The following is a 22,813-nucleotide window of genomic DNA, read 5'->3' as shown; positions in this document are numbered from 1 at the left end:
CCGCGCATGATCGGCATCGAAACGCTCTCGACCAACCGCGCACACGGTGGCGTGCAGGGTGTCTATCGGCACCAATCCTCGGCGACGGCCACTCCGATGACCTTCTCGGTGTTCGTGCCCGATCATGCGCCGGGCACGACCCTGCCGGTGATGTGGTTCCTGTCGGGGCTGACCTGCACCCACGCCAACGTCACCGAGAAGGGTGAGTATCGGCAGGCGTGCGCCGAACTCGGGCTGATCTTCGTCGCGCCCGACACCTCGCCGCGTGGCGAGGGGGTGGCGGATGTGCCGGACTATGATTTCGGACAGGGCGCCGGCTTCTATGTCGATGCCACCGAAGCACCGTGGTCGGCGCATTTCCGCATGCGCTCGTACATCGAACAGGAACTGCCGGCGCTGATCGCCGCCGCATTTCCCGCCGACATGACCCGGCAGGGAATCACCGGCCATTCGATGGGCGGGCACGGCGCGCTGACGATCGGCCTGCGCAATCCCGATCGTTTCCGCAGCGTCTCCGCGTTCGCGCCGATCGTCGCGCCCTCGCAGGTGCCGTGGGGGCAGAAGGCGCTGGCCGGCTATCTCGGCGACGACCCGGCGGCGTGGCGCGCGCACGATGCGGTCGCGCTGATCGAGGACGGTGCGCGCGTCGGCGAACTGCTGGTCGATCAGGGCGATGCCGATTCGTTTTTGGCCGATCAGTTGCGCCCCCAGTTGCTCGAAGCGGCGTGCCACGCCGCCGGCATCGCGCTGACGCTGCGGATCCAGCCCGGCTACGATCACAGCTATTATTGCATCTCGACCTTCCTCGCCGACCATCTGCGCTGGCACGCTGAGCGTCTCGGCTGAACCCCTTCGGGACTGGCGCGTTGTGCGCGGTCTGAGGAGGACGACATGATCGAGGATACAGCCACCGGCCGCGAAGACGAGATCGAGCGCGATGTCGGCGGGGTGCAGGGCACCGACGAGGACGCGCAAGGCGCCGATGCGGGCGGCAACCCCGAGCAGGCCGAGGAGGGCACCAAGGTGATCGCACCCGATGCGGGCGAAATCGAATGGGCCGGCGGACTGGTCAAGAAGGCGCCGGGTACGCCGGACGCCTGATGGGACGGTCGGCGCGCCGGACCTCGCGTCTACCGCACTGCAGCAATCGCTATTGACCGACTGAACACTCTTTTATAGAGGCGTCGGTCATGGCGAGACCAAGAAGCGAGGACCGGCGCAACGCGATCATGGCAGCGGCGACGCAGATCATCGCCGCGCAGGGTCTCGGCGCGCCGACCGCGCTGATCGCCAAGGCGGCGGGCGTCTCCAACGGATCGCTGTTCACCTATTTCGAGACCAAGGCGGACTTGCTCAACCAACTCTACATCGAGCTAAAGAGCGAACTCGGCACCGTCGCGGTGGACGGCCTGCCGGTCGGGGAAGGCCCGCGCGAACAGCTTGCGCATGTCTGGGAGGGCTTGCTGCGCTGGTCGAGTGCGAACCCCGAAAAGCGTCGCGCCCTCAAGCATCTCAACGTCGCCGAGGAGGTTGTCATGTCGAGCCGGGAGACGGTGCGCTGCGGTTTCGGCGAGATTACCTCGCTGATCGAGCGCGCACGAGAAAACGGCCCGATGCACGCCGCGCCATATGGCCTGTTCGCCGCTTTCATGAGCGCGATCGCCGAGGCGACGGTCGATTTCATTCTTCAGGACCCGGAAAATGCCGACGCCCACCGCAAGACGAGCTTCGACGCTTTGTGGCGGATGATCGGCTGATTTTTTCGACTTTAAACGACTGACTGGTCAAACATGCAGGGTTTCATGATGACGCGATACGCAGACGGGCGGGCGGTTCAGATGCCGCCATCACGCAAGGCTCCGGCGGTGACGGCGCGATGAGCGACGCCCCCGATCAGTCCGTGCGCGACGACGCGCCGGCGCAGGACCAGCCCGAAGCCGCGAAGAAAGCCAAGCTCAGCCCCGTCACCAAGCTGGTGCTGCTGGCGGTCGTGGTCGTGCTGGTGGTGCTCGGCGTCCTCTGGTTCATCCATCACCAGACGGTCGGCAAATATCTGCAATCGACCGACGACGCGACGATCGCCGCCGATGCGGTCGTCGTCGCGCCCAAGGTGAGCGGCTATGTCGAGCAGGTGCTGGTGATCGACAACCAGGACGTGAAGGCGGGCGATCCGCTCGTCCGCATCGATCCGCGCGACTATCGCGCCAAGGCCGAGCAGGCGCAGGCGCAGATCGCGCAGGCCGCCGCCACCACCGCGAACGCGCGCGCCGGCATCGCCGAGCAATATGCCGCGATCGATCAGGCGCGTGCCCAGCTCGCCGCCGCGCGCGCCAAGGCCGCGCACGATGCCGCCGAGGTCGCGCGCTACACCCCGCTCGCGGCGAGCGGTGCCGAGACGCGCCAGCAACTCGCCCAGTTGCGTAATGTCGCGACGCAATCCGCCGCCGACGTGCGCGCGCAGGCGGCGGCTCTGGTCGCGCAGGAGCGCCGCATCACCAGCATCCGCGCGCAGGTCCGGCAGGGCGAAGCGCAGGCGCAAGGCGCGCGCGCGCAGCTTTCCGCCGCGAACGTCGATGTCGGCGCGACGATCCTGCGCGCCGCGATCAACGGCCGGGTCGGCGACAAGAGCGTGACGCTCGGCCAGTTCGCGCAGGCCGGCACGCGGCTGATGTCGCTGGTGCCGCTCGACAAAATCTATGTGACCGCCAATTTCAAGGAAACCCAGCTCGCGCTGATGCGCGCCGGCCAGCCCGCGACGATCGAGGTCGACGCGCTCGGCGGCACCGAACTGCATGGCCATGTCGAGAGCGTGTCGCCGGGCACCGGCGGGCAATTCTCGCTGCTGCCGCCGCAGAATGCGACCGGCAACTTCACCAAGATCGTCCAGCGCGTGCCCGTCCGCATCGCGATCGAGGCGACACCTGCGGCGCGGCGGCTGCTCGTGCCCGGCCTGTCGGTGACGGTGACGGTCAACACGATCGCGGCGAAGGGCGAGCTCGACCATATCCGCGATCAGGAAAAGCAGCGCGAAAAGGCGCAGTCGCGTGGCTAGTTCAGCCGCCGCCCCCAAGGCCCAGCGGCCAGCCAAGGCGCGGCCCCCGGCCGATGCCGAGGGCCGCCGCGCCGATGCGAGCGCGTGGCTGGCGGTGGCGGCGGGGACGCTCGGCGCGCTGATGGCGACGCTCGACATCTCGATCGTCAACTCGGCGCTCCCCACCATCCAGGGCGAGATCGGCGCGAGCGGGACCGAGGGCACCTGGGTCGCGACCGCCTATCTGGTCGCGGAGATCGTCATCATCCCGCTGTCGGCATGGCTGACGCGGATGCTTGGGCTGCGCACGTTCCTGTTGATCGCGACGGTGCTGTTCACCGGCTTCTCGCTGATCTGCGGCACGTCGACCAACCTGACGCAGATGATCATCGGCCGGGTCGGGCAGGGCTTCACCGGCGGCGCGCTGATCCCGACCGCGCAGACCATCATCGCGCAGCGGCTGCCGCGGGCGCAGCAACCTGTCGGCATCGCGATGTTCGGCGTGGTCGCGATCATGGGGCCGGTGATCGGCCCACTGCTCGGCGGCTGGCTGACCGAAAATGTGAGCTGGCATTACGCCTTCTTCATCAACTTGCCGATCTGTATGGTGCTCGCGGTGCTGCTGTTCGTCGGCCTGCCGCACCAGAAGGCCAAGCTCGGCGAGTTCGCCAATGCGGACTGGCTTGGCATCGCGGGCCTCGCGTTGGGACTGGGCGGGCTGACCGTCGTGCTCGAAGAGGGGCAGCGCGAATTGTGGTTCGATTCGAGCCTGATCCGCACCGTGACGGCGATCTCGGTGGTCGGATTCGCCTGCCTGTTCGCTGGGCAGGTGTTCGCCAAACGGCCGGTCATCAAGCTCAGCCTGCTGCTCGATCGCCAGTTCGGTTCGGTCGCGTTGATGGGGATCGTGCTCGGCATCGTGCTGTACGGCACGTCCTATGTCATCCCGCAGTTCCTCGCCTCGATCGCCGATTACAATTCGCTGCAATCGGGCAAGGTGGTGCTGCTGTCGGGCATCCCCAGCCTGTTGCTGATGGCGATCGTGCCGATCCTGCTCAAGCGCATCGATATCCGCATCGCGGTGGGGGCGGGGCTGATCATCATGGGAACGTCCGCACTGATCGATTCGACCCTGAACGTGCAATCCTCCGGTGGCGACTTCACCGCCTCGCAATTGATGCGCGGCGTCGGCCAGATCCTGACGATGCTGTTTTTGAGCCAAGCGGCCGTGCAGTCGGTTCCGCCGGCCGATGCCGGTGACGCATCGGGCCTGTACAACGCGGCGCGCAACCTCGGCGGCAGCCTCGCGCTCGCCGGCATTTCGATCATCCAGGATCAGCGAGTGTGGTTCCATTCGCGGCGCATGGAGGAATCGCTCCACGCCAATTCGGTGGCGGTGCAGGATTACATGGCGGCGACCGCGCGGAGCGTCGGCAGTCAGGCGGCGGCGTATCGTCTGGTCGGCCGGCAAATTCAGGTCGAGGCTCTGGTGATGACCTATAACGACATCTTCTTCGTGATGGGGGTCGGCGCGCTGATCGTGCTGCCGCTCGTCTTTTTCCTTCGGCCGCTGCCGAAGCATTCCGAACCCGCGACGGTGCATTGATGCTGAAACATACTCCTCTCGTCGCGCTGGTGCTGCTCGGCGCCTGCACCGTCGGCCCGAACTATGCCGGCCCGCCCAAGGCCGCATCCGACGCGGTGGCGCGCGGCGGCTTCGTGCGCGCGAAGGACACGACGCTCGTCCCGGCGCCAGGCCTCGCGCGCTGGTGGGAGGCGCTCGGCGACGCGACGCTCAACGGCCTCGTCGACGATGCGCTGGCGCACAGCCCCAATATCGATCTCGCTCAGGCGCGTATTCGTGAAGCGCAGGCGCAGCTCACCTCGCGACGCGCCAACGAGCTGCCGAGCGTCAGCGCCAGCGCCACCTATCTGCATGCCGGCCTGCCCGGCACCAATCTCGGCGGCAGTTCGAGCGACGGCAGCAGCAGCGGCGATGTTTCGTCGCTCAATTTCTACAATCTCGGCGGAACGGCCTCGTGGGAGATCGATCTGTTCGGCGGCGGGCGGCGCGGCATCGAGCAGGCGCGCGCCGGCGTGGCGCAGCGCTTCGCCGATCTCGCCGATGCGCAGGTCAGCCTGTCGGCGCAGGTCGCGCAGGCCTATGTCAACCTGCGCGACGTTCAGGAGCGGCAGCGGCTCAACGCCGAATCGAGCAAGCTCCAGCGGCAGGCGCTCGATCTCACCCGGCAGCGTTTGCAGGCGGGCACCGCGTCGCAGCTCGACGTGCAGCGCCTGCAGAACCAGGTCCAGAACACCGACGCGCAGAACGTGCCGCTCGCCGCGCAGATCGACCAGTATAAGGATCAGCTCGCGGCGCTGACCGGGCGCACGCCGGGCGCGCTCGATCCGCAACTCGACGCGCTGGCGCCGGTGCCGCTGCCGCCCGCGCAGGTGCCGGTCGGTGATCCCGCCACGCTGATCGCGCACCGCCCCGACATCCGCTCGGCCGAACGCGCGCTCGCCGCCGGCAATGCCAATATCGGCGTGCAGACCGCCAAGCTGTACCCGAAGATCAACTTCATGGGCATCCTCGGGCTTGGCGGCACCAGCCCCGGCGACGTGTTCGATCCGGGCAAGCTGACCGCGCTGGTCGCGCCGATGCTGAGCTGGTCGTTCCTCGATTTCGGCCGCACCCGCGCCGCGATTCACACCGCCGAGGCGCAGCGCGACCAGGCCGAAGCGCAATATCGCGAAACGGTGCTTGAGGCGCTTCAGGATGCCGAGAAGAACCTGTCGCTGTTCGGCAACGTCCGCCAGCAGCTCGGCCAGTTGCGCGGTGCCGAGGCGACCGCCGAGCAATCGTCGCGGCTCAACGCGCAGCGCTATCAGGCGGGCACCAGCACGCTGATCGACCAGCTCGATATCGAGCGCCAGCGGCTTTCGGCGGCGATCGCGGTCGCGCAGGCGAAGGCGCAGCTCACCAACGCCTATATCGGCGTGCAGAAGAGCCTTGGCCTCGGCTGGAGCGATCCCGCGACGCGCGCGCCGGTCAGTTCCGGCGGCTGAACGCCTCGAGCTCGTCGGCGCGGCGGCTGGTCGTGTCGAGAGCGCATTGCGCCGCCTCGACCTGCGTGATCGTGCCCTCGCCGAGCGCATACGCGCGGCAATTGGCGGTGCGGTAGGCGATCCACGCGCGCTGCGCGGCCTGTAGTGCCGCCGCCTGTCGCGTCGGCACGCGCGCCCGTGCCGCCTTATAGGCGGCGTTGAGCCGCGCGTCGGCCTGCCTCGCCCGGCGCGTGAGGCAATCGACCATCGCGACGGTGGACGTCTGGTCGAGACAGGCGTTGGGCGCGGCGACGGCCAGCGCGAGGATCGATAGCAGCATGGTCTTCTCCCGATTGGGTGGCTTCAACGCGTGTCGGCCGGAACGGTTCGCCCGGTCGGCATATGCTGGCGCTGACGGCAGAGGATGCCATAACGGCGGTATGCGATCGAAATTCCGCCTTATGCCCCGGATGGCCGCCGCCGTCGCCGCGCTGCTCTGGTCCGCTCAAGCGCGCCCTGCGGAGGCTTCGCGCTCCGGCCCGGTGCAATCCTATGACAGCTACGGATCGTGGTTCGTCGCGTGCGACAACACGCTCGCCTGCGTGGCGAAGGGCTTCGCCGATTCGAGCCGCGGCACGGAAATCCGGATCGAGCGCGATGCCGGTCCAGCGGCGAAACCGGTGCTATCGATCCGCGCCGACCATAAATTCGTGCGCGCTGGCATCACGATCGACGGCAAGCCCGCAGGTCTCGCGGCGCCCGTGTGGGAGATGACGACCGACGACGACGAGACAGCGCTGGCGAGCGACGACCTCGCCGCCATCCGCGCCTTCGTGCTGCGGCTGCGCGACTCATCGACGCTGCGACTGACCGCCGAGGACGACATCCCGCTAGACGGGTTCGCGGCGGCGATGCTGCGGCTCGATTCCCGGCAGGGGCGCGTGGGCGGCGTGACGGCGCTGCTGCGGCCCGGCCCGCTACCAGCCGCGAAGGTTCCGCCGCCGCCGGCACCTCCCAAAATCCCCTATCGCCCGATCACGGCCAGACTGGCGCCGGGCGAAGATGCGCGGTTGATCGCCGCCGTTCGCGCCGGCCAGAAAGCCGTCTTCGCCAAGGAAGACTGCGAGGCGGATGTCAGCATAGAGCCCGTGGCGTATCCGCTCGATACCCGGCAGGCGCTGGTGCTGATCCCCTGCATCATGGGGGCGTATCAGGGATCGTCGCTGGCGTTCGTCGCGCCCCGCGCGGGCGGGGTGTCGCAGCGGCTGATCGCGCCGACGCCCTATCTCGGCAACGCCAGCGATCACGCCGGCTGGCGCTATTTCACCGACAGCACGTTCGATCCGAAAACCGGTATGCTGAGCGACACCGCGAAAGGCCGCGCGATGGCCGATTGTGGCATGTCGGCAAACTGGATCTGGGATGGCGCGGTCTTTCGGCTGGCCGATATGGCGCTTCAGAAATCCTGCGGCGGCATCGAAGCGGGCGACTGGCCGGTGCTGTTTCGCTCAACGCGGTGAGTCAGCCGGACTCGCCGTAGCAGGTCCGGCTGCTCGCGCGCTCAGTCGAGCGGCAGGTCGAGCGCTTCCGCGACCGCCTTGTGACGGATCTTGCCGCCCGAGACGTTGAGCCCGTTGGCGAGATGCGGGTCCGCCGCCATGGCCGCTTCGGCACCCAGACTGGCCAGCTTGAGCGCGAAGGGCAGGGTCGCGTTGTTGAGCGCGAACGCCGAGGTCCGCGCCACGGCGCCTGGCATGTTGGCGACGCAATAATGGATCACACCGTCCACGTCGAAAACGGGATCGTCATGCGTGGTGGCATGGCTGGTCTCGAAGCAGCCGCCCTGGTCGATCGCGATATCGACGAGCACCGAACCGCGCATCATCGTGCCGATCATCTCGCGGGTGACGAGCTTGGGCGCGGCCGCGCCGGGGATCAGCACCGCGCCGATGACGAGATGCGCTTCCTTCACCGCCGCCGCGATCGCCGCCCTGGAGGCGTAAGCCGTCTTGATCTGGCTGGAAAAGAACATGTCCAGTTCGGCGAGGCGATCGTTGTTGATGTCGTAGATGGTGACATCGGCGCGCATACCGATCGCCATCTGCGCCGCGTTCACGCCGGCGATGCCGCCGCCGAGGATCGCGACCTTGGCGGGTTCCACGCCGGGGACGCCGCCGAGCAGCACGCCGCGGCCGCCCTGTTCCTTTTCGAGATAATGCGCGCCGACCTGAACCGACATCCGGCCGGCGACTTCCGACATCGGCTTGAGCAGCGGCAGGCTGCCCTTGTCCGACGTGACCGTCTCATAGGCGATGCACGTCGCGCCCGAGCGCATCAGCCCCTCGGCCTGCGGCTTGTCGGCGGCGAGGTGGAGATAGGTGAAGAGCAGATGGTGCGGCCTCAGCCGCGCGATCTCGACCGGCTGCGGCTCCTTCACCTTGACGATCATCTCGGCCTGTTCGAACACCGAATCCGCGTCGGGCAGGATCGTGGCGCCGGCAGCCGCATAGTCCGCATCCGAGACATCGATGCCCGAACCGGCGTTGGTCTCGACCACCACCGCATGCCCGGCGGCGACGAGTTCGGCCACCGATGCGGGTGTCAGGCCGACGCGATATTCGTGATTTTTGATCTCTTTGGGGACACCGACACGCATGGGGAGAGGCTCCTTGTCTGAAGCCCCATCCTACTCCGTTTCAACCAAGATTGGTTCGCAATGATTCCCCGCATGGCGGCGAAAATCAGGATCATATTGCGTTCGATAGGAATATCGTGCGAGTTCATCCAGCATGAACCTAACCGATAGCAAAATCCTCGCGCAACTTCGCCGGGACTCGGGCCTCACCAGCGAACAGCTCGGCGCGAAGATCGGCCTGTCAGGCTCGGCGGCGCACCGGCGGGTCAAGGCGCTGGAAGAGGCGGGGGCGATCCTTGGCTATCGGGCGAAGCTGTCGCTCGCTGCGCGGGGCAATCCGTCGACCGTCTTCGTCAACGTCACGCTGACCGACCAGCGCCAGGCCACGATGATGGCGTTCGAAAGCGCGCTCGACGAGACCGATCAGGTCGCGGAAGCCTATCTCATGAGCGGCGCGTCGGACTATCTCCTCAAGGTTCTCGTGCGCGAGGACGACAGTTACGAACGCGTGCATCGCGAAATCCTGTCGGCGCTGCCCGGGGTGCATCGGCTCGTGTCGCAGTTCACGATCCGCACGCTCGCGACCGAAGATTGATCGCACGCGATTGACGGACTTTCCCGGGCAGCGCAAAACCCTGACAAATCAGGGAGAGTGACGATGGGGCAAAAACGGACCGGTTCTGGAACATTGACTCGCGCGGTGCGGCCGTTCGGCATGCGATTGGCGGCGACCGCGCTGGTTCTCGCGCTGGCGGGCACGTCGCCCGCTCACGCACAGGCCGACCGGATGGTGCCGCTCGCCGTCCCGAGCCAACCGGGCGCGATTGATCTCGGCACGGGGCCGCTGCCCGGTGCGACCGCCAAGGAATCGTGGCACGGCCAGTATAACAGCGTCTTCGCCCGCAACGTGACGGTGGCGACGCTCACGCCGTTCCTGCCCGACCCCGCCAAGGCGAGCGGCACAGCCGTCATCGTCGCGCCCGGCGGCGGCTTCACCACGCTGTCGATGCAGAACGAGGGGTGGGATGTCGCACGCGCGCTCGCCGCGCGCGGTGTCGCCGCGTTCGTCCTGAAATACCGGCTCAACCAGACGCCGGGCGAGATGGCCGCTTACCAGCGCTCGTTGCAGGAGCGCGCCACCAGCAGCGCGCCGCGTCCGAGCGCGGCGGCGATGATGGCCAATCTCGCCCCGCAGCTCGCCGACGCGCGTGCCGCCTTCGCGCTGATCCGCAGCCGCGCATCCGAATGGCATGTCGATCCCGCCCGGATCGGCATGATCGGTTTCTCGGCGGGCGCGATGCTCACGATGGCCACCACCCTCAACGGGCAGGCCGATGCGAAACCCGCCTTCGCCGGCAATATCTACGGCTCGCTCGCCGCGGTGACGGTGCCGGCTGACGCACCGCCGCTGTTTGTCGCGCTCGCGGCCGATGATCCGCTGTTCGGCAACGGCAATTTCGGGCTGATCGAGAGCTGGCGTGCGGCCAAGCGCCCGGTCGAGTTTCACTTCTTCGAACAGGGCGGCCACGGCTTCGGCATGTATCCGAAGAAGACCACCAGCACCGGCTGGTTCGACGAATTCGCGCGCTGGATGACGATGCACGACTGGATGAAGCCCGCCGGCTGACCGGTTGCCCCGGCCGATGAGCCGACACGATTCGCGATATCGAGCCCGGCGGACCGCGCCGGGCTCGAGAGCCGAAAGGCGGATGCCCAAGCGCGGAGGTGCGCCGGTTTTGGAAACGGGGCAAGTGCCGCGGTGCTGAGGCGACCGCCTGAGTGGCACCTATGCCTGCCGAAATGCGTGGAAAGCTGGCGGCTTTGCGCCAGCGCTGGTGACCCCTACGAGAATCGAACTCGTGCTTACGCCGTGAGAGGGCGTCGTCCTAACCGCTAGACGAAGGGGCCGTATGCGTTGGAGGCGCGGCTTTACGGCGCACGCCTCCGTCGGTCAAGATGGATTGTCGTCCTTACGCCGCGGCGCGGCGGCGTTCGGACATTTCGGCGTTGAGCATCTCGGCGAGCAGGAACGCCAGTTCGAGGCTTTGGCCCGCGTTGAGGCGCGGGTCGCAGTGCGTGTGGTAGCGGTCGGCGAGCGACTGTTCGGTCACGTCGACCGCGCCGCCGGTGCATTCGGTCACGTTCTGCCCGGTCATTTCGGCGTGGATGCCGCCCGCGATCGAGCCTTCGGCGCGGTGGACCGCGAAGAAGCCGCGCACTTCGGCGAGGATGCGGTCGAACGGCCGAGTCTTGTAGCCGTTGGCGGCCTTGACGACGTTGCCGTGCATCGGGTCGCAGCTCCACACCACCGGATGCCCCTCGCGCATCACCGCGCGCACCAGCTTGGGCAGGCCTGCCTCGATTGTGTCATGGCCGTAGCGGGTGATGAGCGTCATCCGGCCGGGCACGCGGCCGGGGTTGAGCGTGTCGAGCAGCCGCAGCAGCGCGTCCGGTTCGAGGCTCGGCCCGCACTTCATGCCGATCGGATTGCCGATGCCGCGCAGGTACTCGACATGCGCCGATCCCTCGAAGCGCGTGCGGTCGCCGATCCAGAGCATGTGCGCCGAGGTGTCGTACCAGTCGCCGGTCAGCGAATCCTGCCGGGTCAGCGCCTGTTCGTAGCGCAGCAGCAGCGCCTCGTGGCTGGTGTAGAACGTTGTCTGCGCGAGCTGCGGCACCGTCTCGGGGTTGATCCCGCACGCTTCCATGAAGTCGAGTGCTTCGCCGATCCGGTCGGCGACGGCGGAATATTTCTGCGACCACGGGCTGCGGCCCATGAAGTCGTGAGTCCAGCGGTGGACCTGGTGGAGATTGGCATAGCCGCCGCCGGCGAACGCGCGCAGCAGGTTGAGCGTCGCCGCCGACTGGCTGTAGGCGCGCACCATCCGCTGCGGATCGGGGATTCGGCTTTCGGGGGTGAAGGCGATGTCGTTGACGATATCGCCGCGATAGCTGGGCAGGTCGACGCCGTTCAGCGTTTCCATGTCGGTCGAGCGCGGCTTGGCGAACTGGCCCGCCATGCGCCCGACCTTCACCACCGGCAGCTTCGACGCATAGGTGAGCACCACCGCCATCTGGAGGATGACGCGGAAGGTGTCGCGGATGTTGTTGGCGCTGTGCTCGGCGAACGATTCGGCGCAGTCGCCGCCTTGCAGCAGGAACGCCTTGCCCTCGGCGACCTTGCCGAGATCGGCGGTGAGGTTGCGCGCCTCACCGGCGAAGACCAGCGGCGGGAAGCTGGCGAGCGTATCGGTCGCCGCATCGAGTGCGGCGGCGTCTGGGTAAGTCGGCATCTGCCGCGCTTCGGCGCGAGTCCAGCTATCGGGCGACCAGGTGCTCATGTCGTTCTCCGTTCGAATTTGGACGTACCAGTCGGCGTGGGTGGCGATGCCGTTGGCCGCGATCTGGTTGACAATCTGGCTGCCGGCGCGTTTGCCGTCTTCTTCCCAGCCCTGCACGGTGCTGCCGGGCGCGCCATACCACGCGCCGAACGCGGCCCGGCTGAGGGTGCGTTCCTCACGGAAGCGCTTGATCTTGATGCCTGCGAGTGTCGTCATGGGAGGCGGCCATTACCCCGATGGGGTAAGGGGTGCAAGGGCAGTTTACGCGGATAGGGTAAATTCGTTCGCGCAGAGGCGCAGAGGACGCAGAGAAGGAGAGTGAATGCGGCCTTTGGCCCCGTTATTTCTCCTTTTGGCGCCTTTGTGCGGTTCCAAACTTCTCTCTCTGCGTCCTCTGCGCCTCTGCGCGAACCTAATCGACGACCGGCTTCCAGTCCCACCCGAGTGGATCGCCATCCATCACCTCGACGCCCGCGGCGGCAAGGTCGTCGCGCAGCGCATCGGAGCGTGCGAAGTCCTTGGCGACGCGCGCGGCCTTGCGTTCGGTCAGGCGCGTTTCGATCCCGGCGGGCGTGATGGTAGCAGCCGCCGGCATCACGCGCAGATCGGCGCGCGCCAGCGTCAGCAGCGGCAGTCCGAGCACATCGACAAACGCGCCCAGGGCGGCGAGGCGTGTGGCCGGCGACAGTTTCTTGTCCGCGAGCAGGTCGTCGAGCACCGGCAACGCGCGCGGCGTATTCAGATCGTCGGACACCGCTTCGTCGAGCCGCGCGAGATACGGCGCGGCATCGCCCTTTTCCGTGCCATCGTCGCGTGCGCGCAACGCCTCGACCGCCATCACCAGCCGCTTCAGCCGGGTGAACGCCGCCGCGAGGTTCTCCCACGAAAACTCAAGCTCGCTGCGGTAATGCGCCGACAGGCACATCAGCCGGTAGGCGAGCGGGTGGAAGCCGCGATCGACCAGCGACTGCAACGTCGTGAAATCGCCCGAAGATTTCGACATCTTGCCCGCGCGCTCGACGAGGAAGTTGTTGTGCATCCAGAAGCGCGCGCCAGTATCGGCGCAATCGCAATGCGCCTGGTTCTGCGCGATCTCGTTGGGATGGTGGATCTCGCGGTGGTCGATCCCGCCGGTGTGGATGTCGAACCCGTCCCCAAGATATTTGCGGCTCATCACCGAACATTCGAGGTGCCAGCCCGGCGCGCCGCGACCCCAGGGCGAATCCCACTCCATCTGGCGGTTCTCGCCCGGTGCGGAGGTGCGCCAGATCGCGAAATCCTGCGGGTTGCGCTTGCCCGCGACTGGATCGATCCGGCCCTCGCGCTCGTCGTCCGCCACGCGCGCGAGCCGGCCGTAATCGGGCACGGTCGACACGTCGAAATACAGGCCGCTCTCCAGCCGGTAGCAATGCTTGGGCGCGATCTTCTCGCCGAACGCGATCATCTCGGCGATATGGTCGGTCGCGAGCGGGAATTTGCTCGGTTCGCGGATGTTGAGATCGCTGAGGTTCTGCTTGAACGCGGCTGTGTAATGCGCGGCGATGTCCCAGATGCTCATCGCGCGCGCGCGGGCGGCGGCTTCCATCTTGTCGTCGCCGGCGTCGGCGTCCGAGGTGAGGTGGCCGACATCGGTGATGTTGATGATGTGGGTCAGGGGGTAGCCCTTCCACGTCAGCACCCGGCTCAGCGTGTCGGTGAAGACGTATGCCCGCAAATTGCCGATATGCGCGTAATTGTAGACGGTCGGCCCGCACGAATAGACTCGCACATTGGCGGGATCGATCGGCGCGAACGTCTCGGTCGCACGCGTCAGGCTGTTGTAGAGGGTGAGGGGACTGCCGGTCATCGCGCAGGCCTTAGCGGCGGGCGCGGTGGCGGGCAATCAGCCGGCGCGGGTCGCAAGGCCGCGCAGCGTTTCGAGTGTGTCGCGAATCGATTCGGGGCGTGCCGGCGCGGGCGCGGCGTCGCGCTGCGCCACGCTGCGTTCGAGCCGGTCGAGCAGCGCGCGGATCGAGGTCGGCGATTCGGCCTCGACGCGGCGGATCGGCGCGGTGGAGCGCATCGAGGCGGCGATCAGATCGATCGCGCCGCTGGTGTCGCGCCGGATCGGGATCGGCGCGGCGGCGCGTTGTTCGCGCACCAGCGGCGCCGGGTCGAAGATCTCGACCCGATCGGGTGCGGGCGGGGGTGCGGAGGGCGCCGCGAACGAGACCGGATCGAACAGCGACAGCGGCATGTCGAGATTGGCGGGCAGCGGCCGCGCGCGCGCCGGGCCGATCGGGCGCGATACGGGCGCTTCGGCGCGGACGTCGAGGAATGGCGTACCAAGATCGCGGTTGGCGAACACCGGCTGGCGCGGCGGTGCGTCGGGATGCGAATCGGCGCGGCGCTGCTGCGGCACCGCGTCGCCGGTCGCCAGGGAGCCGTTGATGATCACCAGCCGCGTTCCGACCAAGACGAACAGGGCGATCCACGCCAGCAGCGCACCCGTGCCGCCGCCCGCGAGCGCCAGCACCGCGCGCGCGGTCAGGCCGAGCGGCGGCTGTGCCGCGTTGAGCAACGTCGCGACGCCGCTCTCGACGACGAGCGATTCGAGCGCGCTCGACGGCATCATGAGGAACAGCAAGGCGGTGAACGCGCCCGTCACACCCGCGCCGAGCGGCGCGATGGGCAGGATCAGACGCTGACGGGGGGACGCGACCATGAGCGGGGTAATGCCACGGCACTGGTAAGTTTTTGGTAAACAGGTTCGTAACGACCGACGTTCACCGCCCAGTTGCGCTCCGCCTCGACGAAGCTGCGGCCGCGCTCGCGCCGCGCTTCCCAGCCGTCGCGATGGGCGAGCAGATCGGCGAGTGCGGTCGCGATGCCGGCCGGATCGCCGGGCGGAAACAGCGTGCCGGTGATGCCGTCGCGGATCAGCTCGCGGTGCCCGCCGACATCCGATGCGGCGACCAGCCGGCGCTGCGCCATCGCCTCCAGCGGCTTCAGCGGCGTGACGAGATCGGTCAGCCGCATCCGCTTGCGCGGATAGGCGAGGATATCGACAAGAGAGTAATAGCGATCGACTTCGTGATGCGGGACACGCCCGACGAAGTGAATCTGCCCCGCCACTGGCGAGGCCGCCGCCTGCGCGCGCAACGCCGCTTCCATCGGCCCGCCGCCGACCAGCAGCAGCCGCGCGCTCGGGCGTGCGGCGACAAGCGCGGGCATCGAAGCGATCAGATCGTCGATGCCTTCGTAATCGTAGAAACTGCCGATGAAGCCGATCACCTCGGCATCCTCGACGCCGATCTGCCGCGCGAGCGCCTGATCGTATGCGAGCGGCGTGCCGAATACGGCGAGATCCACCCCGTTGGGCGAGACGAGAATTTTGTCAGGCGCGATGCCGCGTTCGATCAGGTCGCCGCGCAACCCTTCGCAGATCACCGACACCGCATCGGCGCGGCGCACCGCCCAGGTTTCCAGCATCCGCGTCGCCCGGTAACGCGCCGAACCCTCGCGCCCCGTCCCGTTGCCGACCGCGGCATCCTCCCAGAACGCGCGGATTTCGTAGACCAGCGGCAGCCGCATCGCCCGCGCGACGCGAAGCGCGGCGAGCGCGCCGAGCACCGGCGAATGCGCGTGGAGGATATCGGGGCGGAACACCTTCGCCACTTCGGCGACGCGGCGCGACAGCGCGTGGATCTCGCGCAGTTCGCCGAGCACCGGCGGCGCTTTGCCGATCGTCGGCGTGCGGTGGAAATCGATCCCGTCGATCGTCTCGGCCGTGGTCGCCGATACGCCCTGCCGCGTGCCGGTGACGGCGGCGACCTGCCAGCCGCGCGCCTGCTGCGCCTTCAGGATCGCGCGGGTGCGGAAGGTATAACCGCTCTGCAACGGCAACCCGTGATCGAGGACATGGAGGATTTTCATCGCGCCCCACCTGCCACGCCAGTGCTTAACGGAGCCTCAACCCGGATGGGCTTATTCGCACCCCCGGCGAAGTCGCGAAGCGCGTTCGAAGGGCACAGGCATGATCGACAATTTCGCGCTTCTGGTCAGCCACGGGCTGATGCTGCTCGCGATCTGGGCGCTGCTGAAACGGCCCGATCTCGATTACGAGCCGGGTCCGCTCGATCGCGACATGCGCGGCCGCCTGCGCAGCGCCAAGCCCGAGGAAGAGGATCGGCCGGGTGCGTGACCTCATCTTCGTCGCGTTCCTCGGCGCGTTCTTTCTGGCGGGCCTGCGCAAGCCGTTCATCTTCATCCTCGCCTATATCTATATCGACATCGTCAGCCCGCAGCGGCTGACCTATCTGCTGCTCAATGCGATGCCGATCTCGCTGATCGCGTTTTGCGCGGCGGTGCTGAGCTGGGCGCTGATCGACGACAAGCGCGACGTGCGGATCGCGCCGCGCCAGATCATCATCCTGCTGCTGCTGCTCTATTGCGGCATCACCACGCGCACCGCCGATTTCCCGATGGAAGCGCTCGATAAATGGGACTGGGTGTGGAAGGCGCTGGTGTTCGCCGCCTTCCTGCCGCTGACGCTGCGCACCAAGCTGCGCATCGAATCCTTGCTGCTGTTCATGGTGCTGTCGGCCTCGTCGATCATCATCGTCGGCGGGATCAAGACGGTGGTGTCGGGCGGCGGCTATGGCTCGCTCAACCTGATGGTGTCGAACAACAGCGGCCTCTACGAAGGCTCGATCATCTCGACCGTGGCGGTGGCGATCGTGCCTTTGGTGCTGTGGTTCTCCAACCACGGCACGGTCTTCAAGCCCGACTGGAAGGTGAAGATCTTCTGCTACGCTTTGGTGTTCGCGTGCTGCATGATCCCGGTCGGCACCTCGGCGCGCACCGGGCTGCTGTGCGTGGTGCTGGCGGCGGTGCTGATGCTGCGCGATGTGAAGCGCAAGCTGCTCTACCTCGGGCTGATCGCGGCGATCGGCGTGGTCGCGGTGCCATTCCTGCCCTCCGCCTTCGTCGCGCGGATGGGGACGATCAAGACCTACAAGGCTGACGAATCCGCCTCGACCCGGCTCGCGGTGTGGCAGTGGACCTGGAATTACGCGAAGACGCATCCGTTCGGCGGCGGCTTCGACATGTACCGGCAGGACGTGCTCAACTACGATCTCGTCACCGCCGAAGGCAGCGGCAACAACCTGACGCTCAAGCACACCCCGACCACGGACCGCGCGCGCGCCTATCACAGCTCGTATTTCGAGATGCTCGGTGAGCAGGGCTGGCCCGGCATCCTCCTGTGGGGCGGGCTCAACGTCATCGGCATCATCCGCATGGAGATGCTGCGCCGCCGCTATCGCAAGGCCCCGCCCGAAGACGCTTGGATCGCGCCGCTCGCCGGCGCGCTGCAATCGGCGCTGCTGATCTACCTGCTCGGCGCGGCCTTCGTCGGCATCGCCTTCCAGCCGTTCATCTACCAGTTGATCGGCGCGCAGATCGGGCTGGACACCTATCTCGCGCGCAAGCGCTCGGAAGCGGCGTGGCGGCCGTTCCGCAAGATGAAACCCACGTCCTTTGAAGCCGCCTCCACCTAACCACCGTTCGTCCCGAGCGAAGTGTAGGGACATGCCCCGCGCGCTGTGCGTGGCGTCTCGACTTCACTCGACACGAACGGTTTTGGGTGGGGCTTAAGCGTCCTCGGTCTCTTCAGCCAGCGCCGCAAGGATCGCCTTGTTGAACGCCGGAATGTCATCCGGCTTGCGGCTGGTGATGAACTGGCCGTCGCGCACGACTTCCTCGTCGACCACCTCGGCGCCGGCATTCTCCAGATCGGTGCGGATCGAGGGCCAGCTCGTCATCGTGCGGCCATCGACGACATCGGCTTCGACCAGCAGCCAGGGGCCGTGGCAGATCGCCGCGACGAGCTTGTCGTCGTCGACGAACTCCTCGACGATCTCGACCGCGCGGTCGCTGGTGCGCAGCGTGTCCGGGTTGGCGACGCCGCCGGGCAGCAGCAGCGCGGTGTAATCCTGCGTGTTCACGTCATCGACGGTCAGATCGGGGGTGATCGTGTCGCCCTTCTCATCGTGTTTCATGCCCTGGATCGGGTCGGTCGAAAGCGAGGCGAGCGTCACTTTCACGCCCGCGTCGAGCAAGGCCTGGCGCGGCTCGAACAGTTCGGACTGTTCGAAGCCGTTGGTGGCGACGATCAGGACGTGCGCGTGCGATAGGTCTGTCACGGGGAGTCTCCCAAGCAAATGGCGGTATGGATGCCGTCCAAACCCGCAGGGCCGCGTGCGCGTTCCGGAACGAAGCGACCGACCGCGCATTTTTAAGGCTCTGATGAGGGACGTGATGGACGCCGAGATCACCTATTGCGATGATAGCGAGCCCGGCATCACCCGCCGGAAACTGCGCCACGGCTGGGGCTATTGGGACGTCGCGGGCAAGCGCATCACCGATCGCGACGAGATCGACCGGCTCAACGCGATCGGCCTGCCACCGGCCTATCGCGATGCGTGGTTCAGCCCGGACCCCAACGGCCATATCCAGGCGGTCGGCTGGGACGAGCGCGGCCGCAAGCAATATCGCTATCACCTCGAATTCCGCGCCGCGCAGGAATGCGCCAAATACGATCTGTGCGCGCCGTTCGGCCATGCGCTGCCGCGCTTGCGCGCGCGCGTCGAGGCCGATCTGGCGCGGCGCGGGCTCGGCAAGGATATCGCCGTCGCCGCGATCGTGCGGCTGCTCGATCTCGGCCATGTCCGCATCGGCAACGAAGGCTATGTGAAGGCCAACAAGAGCTACGGCGCGACCACGCTGCGCCGCCGCCATGCCGTGCTCAAGGGCAAGACGATCAAGCTCCAGTACAAGGCGAAATCGGGCAAGGTCCGGCTGCTGACCATCACCGATTCGTCGCTCAGCCGCTTCGTCAAGAAATGCCAGGATCTGCCGGGGCAGCATCTGTTCCGCTGGGTGGATGACGATGGCGCCACGCACCCCGTCACCTCGTCCGACGTCAACGCCTATATCCGTGAGGCGATGGGCGGCCCGTATACCGCCAAGCATTTCCGCACCTGGGGGGCGAGCGTGATCGCGTTCGAGACTCTGGTCGGCGCGCCGCACGACATCGGCCTCAAGACGATGCTCGAACCCGTCGCCGACGCGCTCGGCAACACCCCCGCGATCAGCCGCAAATCCTATGTCCACCCGCTGCTGATCGCAGCGGTGAAGCATGGGCAGGCGGGGGTGCGCGCCATGCGCCTGCCGCGCGCGACGCGCTATCTGACCCGTACCGAGCGCGGTCTGATCGCGTTTCTCGAACAGGGCGGCACCCCCGAAATCGCAGAGGCAGCATAATCGCGATGAGCAATACGACGACGGCGATCCTTCCGCCGGTGAAGGTGCGCGACATCAACGCGCAGGTGCATGATCTGATCGGCGCCACGATGGGCTGGCTCGGCACGCACTGGCTGCAAATTCTGATCGCGCTCGCGATCGGCGCGGTGATCGTCATCGCGCTCGCCACCGCGCGCAAGCTCGGCCAGCGATTGTGCAGCGCCCGCGTCGGCATCGCGAGCTGGGGGACGGTGCTCGGCCGCGCGGTCGTCAAGACCAACAACTTCTTCATCGTGATGGTCGCCGCCAAGCTGGTGCAGGGCTATGCTGGCGCCCCGCCCGAAGTCGCGGCGACGATCAAATTCCTGTTCACCATCGCCAGCGTGTTCCAGTTCGCGATCTGGGCGCGCGAGATCATCCTCGGCACGATCGAGCATCGCACCCATTCGGAACATTATTCGGGCGAGGCGCTGGCGAGCGCGATGGGCATCATCAGCCTGCTCGTCACCTTCGCGGTGTTCGCGATCGCCTTCATCGTCGTGCTCGACAATCTCGGGGTGAACGTGACGGGTCTGGTCGCCGGTCTCGGCGTCGGCGGCATCGCGATCGGCCTCGCCGCGCAGGGCATCTTCGCCGATCTGTTCGCAGCGCTCGCCATCCTGTTCGATCGCCCGTTCAAGCGCGGCGACAAGATCAGCTTCGGCGATTCGAGCGGCATCATCGAGAGTATCGGCCTCAAATCGACCCGCATCCGCGCCTATACCGGCGAGGAACGCGTGATCGCCAACAAGAACCTGCTCGACAAGGAAATCCTCAACGTCTCGCAGCGCAACCACATCCGCATCGGGTTCACGCTCGGCGTGGCTTATGAAACCCCGCCCGAGACGCTGGAGCGGCTCCCCGGCATCCTCAAGGAGCTGATCGAGGCGGAAGGCGCCACCGCGGCGCGCAGCGGCTTCGAATCGTTCGGCGCGAGCACGCTCGATTTCGCGGTGCAATTCGATATCGCGGGCGACGATTGGGGCACCGCGCACGCCACCCGTGACCGGCTGATGGTGGCGATCCTGCGCCGCTTCGCCAAGGAAGGCATCTCGCTCGCATATCCGACTCAGACGAGCTTCACCGCCGCGCCCGATGGCACATTCATCATGCCCTATCCCGATCCGCAGAAGATCGAGCGCGTGGATGGGGAGGGCGGCAAGTCGTAAGCGATCTCCGTCCACGCCCGAGACATATTGTGATCGCCCGACGTTGACGCGATAGCGACCAGCTTCGGACGGCGACGCTGGGTATCGGGCCTGCAAAGCGATATCTGCCGCAGACGAAGCGGGGAGATGTGCTTTGGTAGACGGCGGCGCGGCCACCGAGTCGGTATCGACGTCCAGCCCGCGCGCTCGGCACGCGCCGCTGCTCGCGCTTGCCGGGATGCTGCGACACTATTCCGTTGTGATATACGCCGTCACGCTCAGCCGATTGGCGCTGCTGGTGGTGGGGCTGCTGACCGAGACCTATGTCCGGCCGGTCACGACGCTCGATGGCGCGCTTCGCTTCAGTCCACATCACTGGCTGAACATCTGGGGTGCATGGGATACGGGCTGGTACGTCGGCCTCGCCAAGCACGGCTATCAGAGTCTCGCCGGGGCGGACGGGCAGGCGAACTGGGCGTTTTTCCCCGCTTATCCCGCGCTCGCCGCCGGGATGTCGAGCGTCACCGGGCTGAGCGCCTTCGAAGCCATGCTGGTGATCTCCAACCTGAGCTTTCTGGCGGCGATGATTCTCGTCCATCGGCTCGCCTGTGCCGAGTTCGACAGGAAGACCGCCGATCTCGCCGTGATACTGCTCTGCGTCGCTCCGGGCAGTTACATCTTCTCCGCTGCCTACACCGAATCGCTGTTTCTGCTGTGCCTGACCGGCGCGTTTCTCCTGATCCGAAGCCGGAAATGGATGGCGGCGGGGACGGTGGCCGCTGCGGCGGTATTGACCCGCAACCTCGGCGTGGGATTGCTGCTGCCCTACGCCTGGGCGGCGACAGACCGCCTCTTTCTCGGCCGCGCGGCGACAGGAAAGCCGGCGCCCCGCCCGTCGGAGCTGGTCGGTATCGTCGCGGGGGCGCTTCCCCCGATGTTCGCGCTCGCGGCCTTCATGCTGTATCTTCGATCGCGCACCGGCGACGCGCTCGCGTTCGTGCATGTGCAAAAAGCCTGGGGCCGGAGCTTCGGCAATCCCGTCTCGACTCTGCTGGACGGCGCGTTCCATCCTGATCGCGTGCCGGACGTGAACGTTATCAGCTTCGTCGTGGCGTGGCTCGCCATCGGCGTGCTGGTGAGGCTCGCTTTCCTCCGGCGTCCGCGTCTGCTCATCCTCGCGCTTTTCCTCACGCTGGTGCCGCTCGCGGGCGGCATAGCGTCCTTCGCGCGCTACGCGCTGGTGATCTTTCCGCTCTGGCTGGTCCTCGCGAACGCGCTTGCCGCGCGGCCGAGGCTCGCGATCGCGGTCATCTCGGTCTTCGCGATGCTCAACGGGTTCATGATGGTGGCATGGACGTTGGTGCTGAAGGTGACGATGTAAGCCGATCGCGGCGCAAGCCCCGACAGCCGCGCGGAGCGGAAGTTGAAGCCGTCGCCTCGGGCAGGCCGGCCTGCGCCGGGGCGACGAATGACCATCAGTTATAGCGATGGTCGCCGCGATGATGGCCATGGTGGCCGTGATGGCGGTCGCTGTCGTAGCCGGGGCGCCCGTCGCGGCAACCCGCCACGGCGGTGGCGGTGAGCAGCAGCGATACGGCGAGAAGGATCTTGGTGCGCATGGATGGTCTCCGTTGGTGGATGCCCGGTCAACGGGCCGCGCACCGCGACGTTCCGGGCACTGCGCAACCAAGCCACGGCTGCGTCGTTCATTGGCCTGTATCTGAATGAGGAGAGCGACGATGAGCGATACGCACAAGATCAAGCAGACGATGTGGGACAAGATGGCGCAAAGCCCGTTCCTGATGGTCGGCCTGACCGGAAACGACCAGCACAGCGAACCGCTGACCGCCCAGCTCGACCGCGATCAGGTCGACACCCTGTTCTTCTTCGTCGGCAAGGACAATCGCCTCGCGTCCGGCGGCGGCGCGATGGCGCAGTTCGTGTCCAAGGGCCATGATTTCTTCGCCTGCCTCGCTGGCGAGATCCGCCAGGACAATGATCCGGCGCTGATCGACAAGCTGTGGAACAAGCAGGTCGAGGCGTGGTTCCCCGGCGGCAAGAGCGATCCCAACCTCGCGCTGCTGCGGCTCGATATTGCGAGCGCGGAATTGTGGGAAACCGACATCTCGCTCTCGGGGCGGCTCAAGATGCTGTTCGGCGGCACGATCAAGAGCGACGAGGATAGCAGCCACGCCGTCGTCGAGACCACGGCGGTCTGAGGGCAGGGGGCGGGGGGAACCCCGCCCTCGCTTACGCCCTGAAAACCGTTCGCACTGAGCTTGTCGAA

23 protein-coding genes and 1 tRNA gene are annotated in these 22,813 nt (G+C 66.9%); 15 read left to right on the top strand and 9 right to left on the bottom strand.

Annotation, left to right across the window (positions count from 1 at the left end; all coding sequences use genetic code 11):
- The first annotated feature begins 6 nt into the window (after positions 1 to 6).
- From fghA to J0A91_RS22315, 6 genes are all read left to right on the top strand, one after another.
- The gene (gene fghA, locus J0A91_RS22340) at positions 7 to 846 is read left to right on the top strand and encodes an S-formylglutathione hydrolase (protein WP_069206743.1); all 840 of its coding nucleotides are present in this window, start codon (positions 7 to 9) and stop codon (positions 844 to 846) included.
- A 45-nt stretch (positions 847 to 891) separates the two neighbouring features.
- Positions 892 to 1,101 (top strand): hypothetical protein, encoded by a 210-nt coding sequence (locus J0A91_RS22335; RefSeq protein WP_069206742.1) that lies wholly within the window; start codon positions 892 to 894, stop codon positions 1,099 to 1,101.
- 89 nt (positions 1,102 to 1,190) lie between these two features.
- Positions 1,191 to 1,757: a TetR/AcrR family transcriptional regulator gene (locus J0A91_RS22330; protein WP_069206741.1), complete on the top strand. Its 567-nt coding sequence runs from the start codon at positions 1,191 to 1,193 to the stop codon at positions 1,755 to 1,757.
- 119 nt (positions 1,758 to 1,876) lie between these two features.
- Positions 1,877 to 3,052 (top strand): HlyD family secretion protein, encoded by a 1,176-nt coding sequence (locus J0A91_RS22325; RefSeq protein WP_069206740.1) that lies wholly within the window; start codon positions 1,877 to 1,879, stop codon positions 3,050 to 3,052.
- A complete protein-coding gene (locus J0A91_RS22320; RefSeq protein ID WP_069206739.1) occupies positions 3,045 to 4,637 on the top strand; it encodes an MDR family MFS transporter in 1,593 nt (530 codons plus the stop codon). Before J0A91_RS22325 ends, J0A91_RS22320 begins: the two co-directional genes overlap by 8 nt.
- Positions 4,637 to 6,100 (top strand): efflux transporter outer membrane subunit, encoded by a 1,464-nt coding sequence (locus tag J0A91_RS22315; RefSeq protein ID WP_069206738.1) that lies wholly within the window; start codon positions 4,637 to 4,639, stop codon positions 6,098 to 6,100. The genes J0A91_RS22320 and J0A91_RS22315 overlap by 1 nt, the downstream gene beginning before the upstream one ends.
- Here J0A91_RS22315 and J0A91_RS22310 read toward each other — a convergent pair.
- Positions 6,084 to 6,419: a lysozyme inhibitor LprI family protein gene (locus tag J0A91_RS22310; RefSeq protein ID WP_069206737.1), complete on the bottom strand. Its 336-nt coding sequence runs from the start codon at positions 6,417 to 6,419 to the stop codon at positions 6,084 to 6,086. The genes J0A91_RS22315 and J0A91_RS22310 overlap by 17 nt on opposite strands.
- Positions 6,420 to 6,540: 121 nt before the next feature.
- On the opposite strand from J0A91_RS22310, the gene J0A91_RS22305 reads away from it, so the two are divergent.
- Entirely contained in the window at positions 6,541 to 7,599 is a 1,059-nt protein-coding gene (locus J0A91_RS22305) for a DUF1176 domain-containing protein (RefSeq protein ID WP_169833208.1), read from the top strand.
- Positions 7,600 to 7,640: 41 nt separating this feature from the next.
- Here the strand turns inward: J0A91_RS22305 and ald are convergent, their stop codons facing one another.
- Positions 7,641 to 8,735 (bottom strand): alanine dehydrogenase, encoded by a 1,095-nt coding sequence (ald, locus tag J0A91_RS22300; RefSeq protein ID WP_069206735.1) that lies wholly within the window; start codon positions 8,733 to 8,735, stop codon positions 7,641 to 7,643.
- A gap of 133 nt (positions 8,736 to 8,868) precedes the next feature.
- Between ald and J0A91_RS22295 the strand changes: the two genes are divergently transcribed.
- Positions 8,869 to 9,309 (top strand): Lrp/AsnC family transcriptional regulator, encoded by a 441-nt coding sequence (locus J0A91_RS22295; RefSeq protein ID WP_069206734.1) that lies wholly within the window; start codon positions 8,869 to 8,871, stop codon positions 9,307 to 9,309.
- Positions 9,310 to 9,429: 120 nt separating this feature from the next.
- Positions 9,430 to 10,341, top strand: coding sequence for an alpha/beta hydrolase (locus J0A91_RS22290; protein WP_069206733.1), 912 nt, complete (start codon positions 9,430 to 9,432; stop codon positions 10,339 to 10,341).
- A gap of 206 nt (positions 10,342 to 10,547) precedes the next feature.
- On the opposite strand, the gene J0A91_RS22285 is transcribed toward J0A91_RS22290, so the two are convergent.
- The 5 genes from J0A91_RS22285 to J0A91_RS22265 form a co-directional block, all read right to left on the bottom strand.
- Positions 10,548 to 10,622, bottom strand: a tRNA-Glu gene (locus J0A91_RS22285).
- A 62-nt stretch (positions 10,623 to 10,684) separates the two neighbouring features.
- Positions 10,685 to 12,271 (bottom strand): class II 3-deoxy-7-phosphoheptulonate synthase, encoded by a 1,587-nt coding sequence (locus tag J0A91_RS22280; RefSeq protein ID WP_069206732.1) that lies wholly within the window; start codon positions 12,269 to 12,271, stop codon positions 10,685 to 10,687.
- A 196-nt stretch (positions 12,272 to 12,467) separates the two neighbouring features.
- The gene (gene cysS, locus J0A91_RS22275; RefSeq protein ID WP_069206731.1) at positions 12,468 to 13,901 is read right to left on the bottom strand and encodes a cysteine--tRNA ligase; all 1,434 of its coding nucleotides are present in this window, start codon (positions 13,899 to 13,901) and stop codon (positions 12,468 to 12,470) included.
- Between the two features lie 36 nt (positions 13,902 to 13,937).
- On the bottom strand, positions 13,938 to 14,759 hold the full coding sequence (locus J0A91_RS22270) for a hypothetical protein (protein ID WP_069206730.1): 822 nt from the start codon (positions 14,757 to 14,759) through the stop codon (positions 13,938 to 13,940).
- The gene (locus J0A91_RS22265) at positions 14,732 to 15,970 is read right to left on the bottom strand and encodes a TIGR04063 family PEP-CTERM/XrtA system glycosyltransferase (RefSeq protein ID WP_069206729.1); all 1,239 of its coding nucleotides are present in this window, start codon (positions 15,968 to 15,970) and stop codon (positions 14,732 to 14,734) included. Before J0A91_RS22265 ends, J0A91_RS22270 begins: the two co-directional genes overlap by 28 nt.
- A 100-nt stretch (positions 15,971 to 16,070) precedes the next feature.
- On the opposite strand from J0A91_RS22265, the gene J0A91_RS22260 reads away from it, so the two are divergent.
- Both J0A91_RS22260 and J0A91_RS22255 read left to right on the top strand, forming a co-directional pair.
- Positions 16,071 to 16,238: a hypothetical protein gene (locus tag J0A91_RS22260; RefSeq protein ID WP_169833207.1), complete on the top strand. Its 168-nt coding sequence runs from the start codon at positions 16,071 to 16,073 to the stop codon at positions 16,236 to 16,238.
- Positions 16,231 to 17,595 carry a putative O-glycosylation ligase, exosortase A system-associated gene (locus J0A91_RS22255; RefSeq protein ID WP_069206728.1) on the top strand — a complete coding sequence of 455 codons (1,365 nt, stop codon included), beginning with the start codon at positions 16,231 to 16,233 and terminating at the stop codon, positions 17,593 to 17,595. Before J0A91_RS22260 ends, J0A91_RS22255 begins: the two co-directional genes overlap by 8 nt.
- 93 nt (positions 17,596 to 17,688) lie before the next feature.
- Here the strand turns inward: J0A91_RS22255 and J0A91_RS22250 are convergent, their stop codons facing one another.
- Positions 17,689 to 18,240: a type 1 glutamine amidotransferase domain-containing protein gene (locus tag J0A91_RS22250; RefSeq protein WP_069206727.1), complete on the bottom strand. Its 552-nt coding sequence runs from the start codon at positions 18,238 to 18,240 to the stop codon at positions 17,689 to 17,691.
- A gap of 115 nt (positions 18,241 to 18,355) precedes the next feature.
- On the opposite strand from J0A91_RS22250, the gene J0A91_RS22245 reads away from it, so the two are divergent.
- From J0A91_RS22245 to J0A91_RS22235, 3 genes are all read left to right on the top strand, one after another.
- Entirely contained in the window at positions 18,356 to 19,360 is a 1,005-nt protein-coding gene (locus J0A91_RS22245) for a DNA topoisomerase IB (RefSeq protein ID WP_069206726.1), read from the top strand.
- 5 nt (positions 19,361 to 19,365) lie between these two features.
- Positions 19,366 to 20,547 carry a mechanosensitive ion channel family protein gene (locus J0A91_RS22240; protein WP_069206725.1) on the top strand — a complete coding sequence of 394 codons (1,182 nt, stop codon included), beginning with the start codon at positions 19,366 to 19,368 and terminating at the stop codon, positions 20,545 to 20,547.
- 133 nt (positions 20,548 to 20,680) lie between these two features.
- Entirely contained in the window at positions 20,681 to 21,907 is a 1,227-nt protein-coding gene (locus J0A91_RS22235) for a mannosyltransferase family protein (protein WP_069206724.1), read from the top strand.
- Positions 21,908 to 22,001: 94 nt separating this feature from the next.
- Here the strand turns inward: J0A91_RS22235 and J0A91_RS22230 are convergent, their stop codons facing one another.
- The gene (locus J0A91_RS22230; RefSeq protein WP_169833206.1) at positions 22,002 to 22,145 is read right to left on the bottom strand and encodes a hypothetical protein; all 144 of its coding nucleotides are present in this window, start codon (positions 22,143 to 22,145) and stop codon (positions 22,002 to 22,004) included.
- Between the two features lie 120 nt (positions 22,146 to 22,265).
- On the opposite strand from J0A91_RS22230, the gene J0A91_RS22225 reads away from it, so the two are divergent.
- Positions 22,266 to 22,745, top strand: coding sequence for a pyridoxamine 5'-phosphate oxidase family protein (locus J0A91_RS22225; RefSeq protein ID WP_069206723.1), 480 nt, complete (start codon positions 22,266 to 22,268; stop codon positions 22,743 to 22,745).
- The last annotated feature ends 68 nt before the right edge of the window (positions 22,746 to 22,813 follow it).

This window comes from Sphingomonas panacis (genome assembly GCF_001717955.1).
Classification (GTDB): domain Bacteria; phylum Pseudomonadota; class Alphaproteobacteria; order Sphingomonadales; family Sphingomonadaceae; genus Sphingomonas; species Sphingomonas panacis.
This window is presented reverse-complemented; position numbering and strand designations above follow the sequence as displayed.

What these genes read in the sequence shown, in the direction of transcription:
- fghA (WP_069206743.1), top strand. Translation starts at nt 7, where the DNA reads ATGATCGGCATCGAAACGCTCTCGACCAACCGCGCACACGGTGGCGTG.
- J0A91_RS22335 (WP_069206742.1), top strand. Translation starts at nt 892, where the DNA reads ATGATCGAGGATACAGCCACCGGCCGCGAAGACGAGATCGAGCGCGAT.
- J0A91_RS22330 (WP_069206741.1), top strand. Translation starts at nt 1,191, where the DNA reads ATGGCGAGACCAAGAAGCGAGGACCGGCGCAACGCGATCATGGCAGCG.
- J0A91_RS22325 (WP_069206740.1), top strand. Translation starts at nt 1,877, where the DNA reads ATGAGCGACGCCCCCGATCAGTCCGTGCGCGACGACGCGCCGGCGCAG.
- J0A91_RS22315 (WP_069206738.1), top strand. Translation starts at nt 4,637, where the DNA reads ATGCTGAAACATACTCCTCTCGTCGCGCTGGTGCTGCTCGGCGCCTGC.
- J0A91_RS22310 (WP_069206737.1), bottom strand. Translation starts at nt 6,419, where the DNA reads ATGCTGCTATCGATCCTCGCGCTGGCCGTCGCCGCGCCCAACGCCTGT.
- J0A91_RS22305 (WP_169833208.1), top strand. Translation starts at nt 6,541, where the DNA reads ATGCCCCGGATGGCCGCCGCCGTCGCCGCGCTGCTCTGGTCCGCTCAA.
- ald (WP_069206735.1), bottom strand. Translation starts at nt 8,735, where the DNA reads ATGCGTGTCGGTGTCCCCAAAGAGATCAAAAATCACGAATATCGCGTC.
- J0A91_RS22295 (WP_069206734.1), top strand. Translation starts at nt 8,869, where the DNA reads ATGAACCTAACCGATAGCAAAATCCTCGCGCAACTTCGCCGGGACTCG.
- J0A91_RS22290 (WP_069206733.1), top strand. Translation starts at nt 9,430, where the DNA reads ATGCGATTGGCGGCGACCGCGCTGGTTCTCGCGCTGGCGGGCACGTCG.
- J0A91_RS22280 (WP_069206732.1), bottom strand. Translation starts at nt 12,271, where the DNA reads ATGACGACACTCGCAGGCATCAAGATCAAGCGCTTCCGTGAGGAACGC.
- cysS (WP_069206731.1), bottom strand. Translation starts at nt 13,901, where the DNA reads ATGACCGGCAGTCCCCTCACCCTCTACAACAGCCTGACGCGTGCGACC.
- J0A91_RS22270 (WP_069206730.1), bottom strand. Translation starts at nt 14,759, where the DNA reads ATGGTCGCGTCCCCCCGTCAGCGTCTGATCCTGCCCATCGCGCCGCTC.
- J0A91_RS22265 (WP_069206729.1), bottom strand. Translation starts at nt 15,970, where the DNA reads ATGAAAATCCTCCATGTCCTCGATCACGGGTTGCCGTTGCAGAGCGGT.
- J0A91_RS22260 (WP_169833207.1), top strand. Translation starts at nt 16,071, where the DNA reads ATGATCGACAATTTCGCGCTTCTGGTCAGCCACGGGCTGATGCTGCTC.
- J0A91_RS22245 (WP_069206726.1), top strand. Translation starts at nt 18,356, where the DNA reads ATGGACGCCGAGATCACCTATTGCGATGATAGCGAGCCCGGCATCACC.
- J0A91_RS22240 (WP_069206725.1), top strand. Translation starts at nt 19,366, where the DNA reads ATGAGCAATACGACGACGGCGATCCTTCCGCCGGTGAAGGTGCGCGAC.
- J0A91_RS22230 (WP_169833206.1), bottom strand. Translation starts at nt 22,145, where the DNA reads ATGCGCACCAAGATCCTTCTCGCCGTATCGCTGCTGCTCACCGCCACC.
- J0A91_RS22225 (WP_069206723.1), top strand. Translation starts at nt 22,266, where the DNA reads ATGAGCGATACGCACAAGATCAAGCAGACGATGTGGGACAAGATGGCG.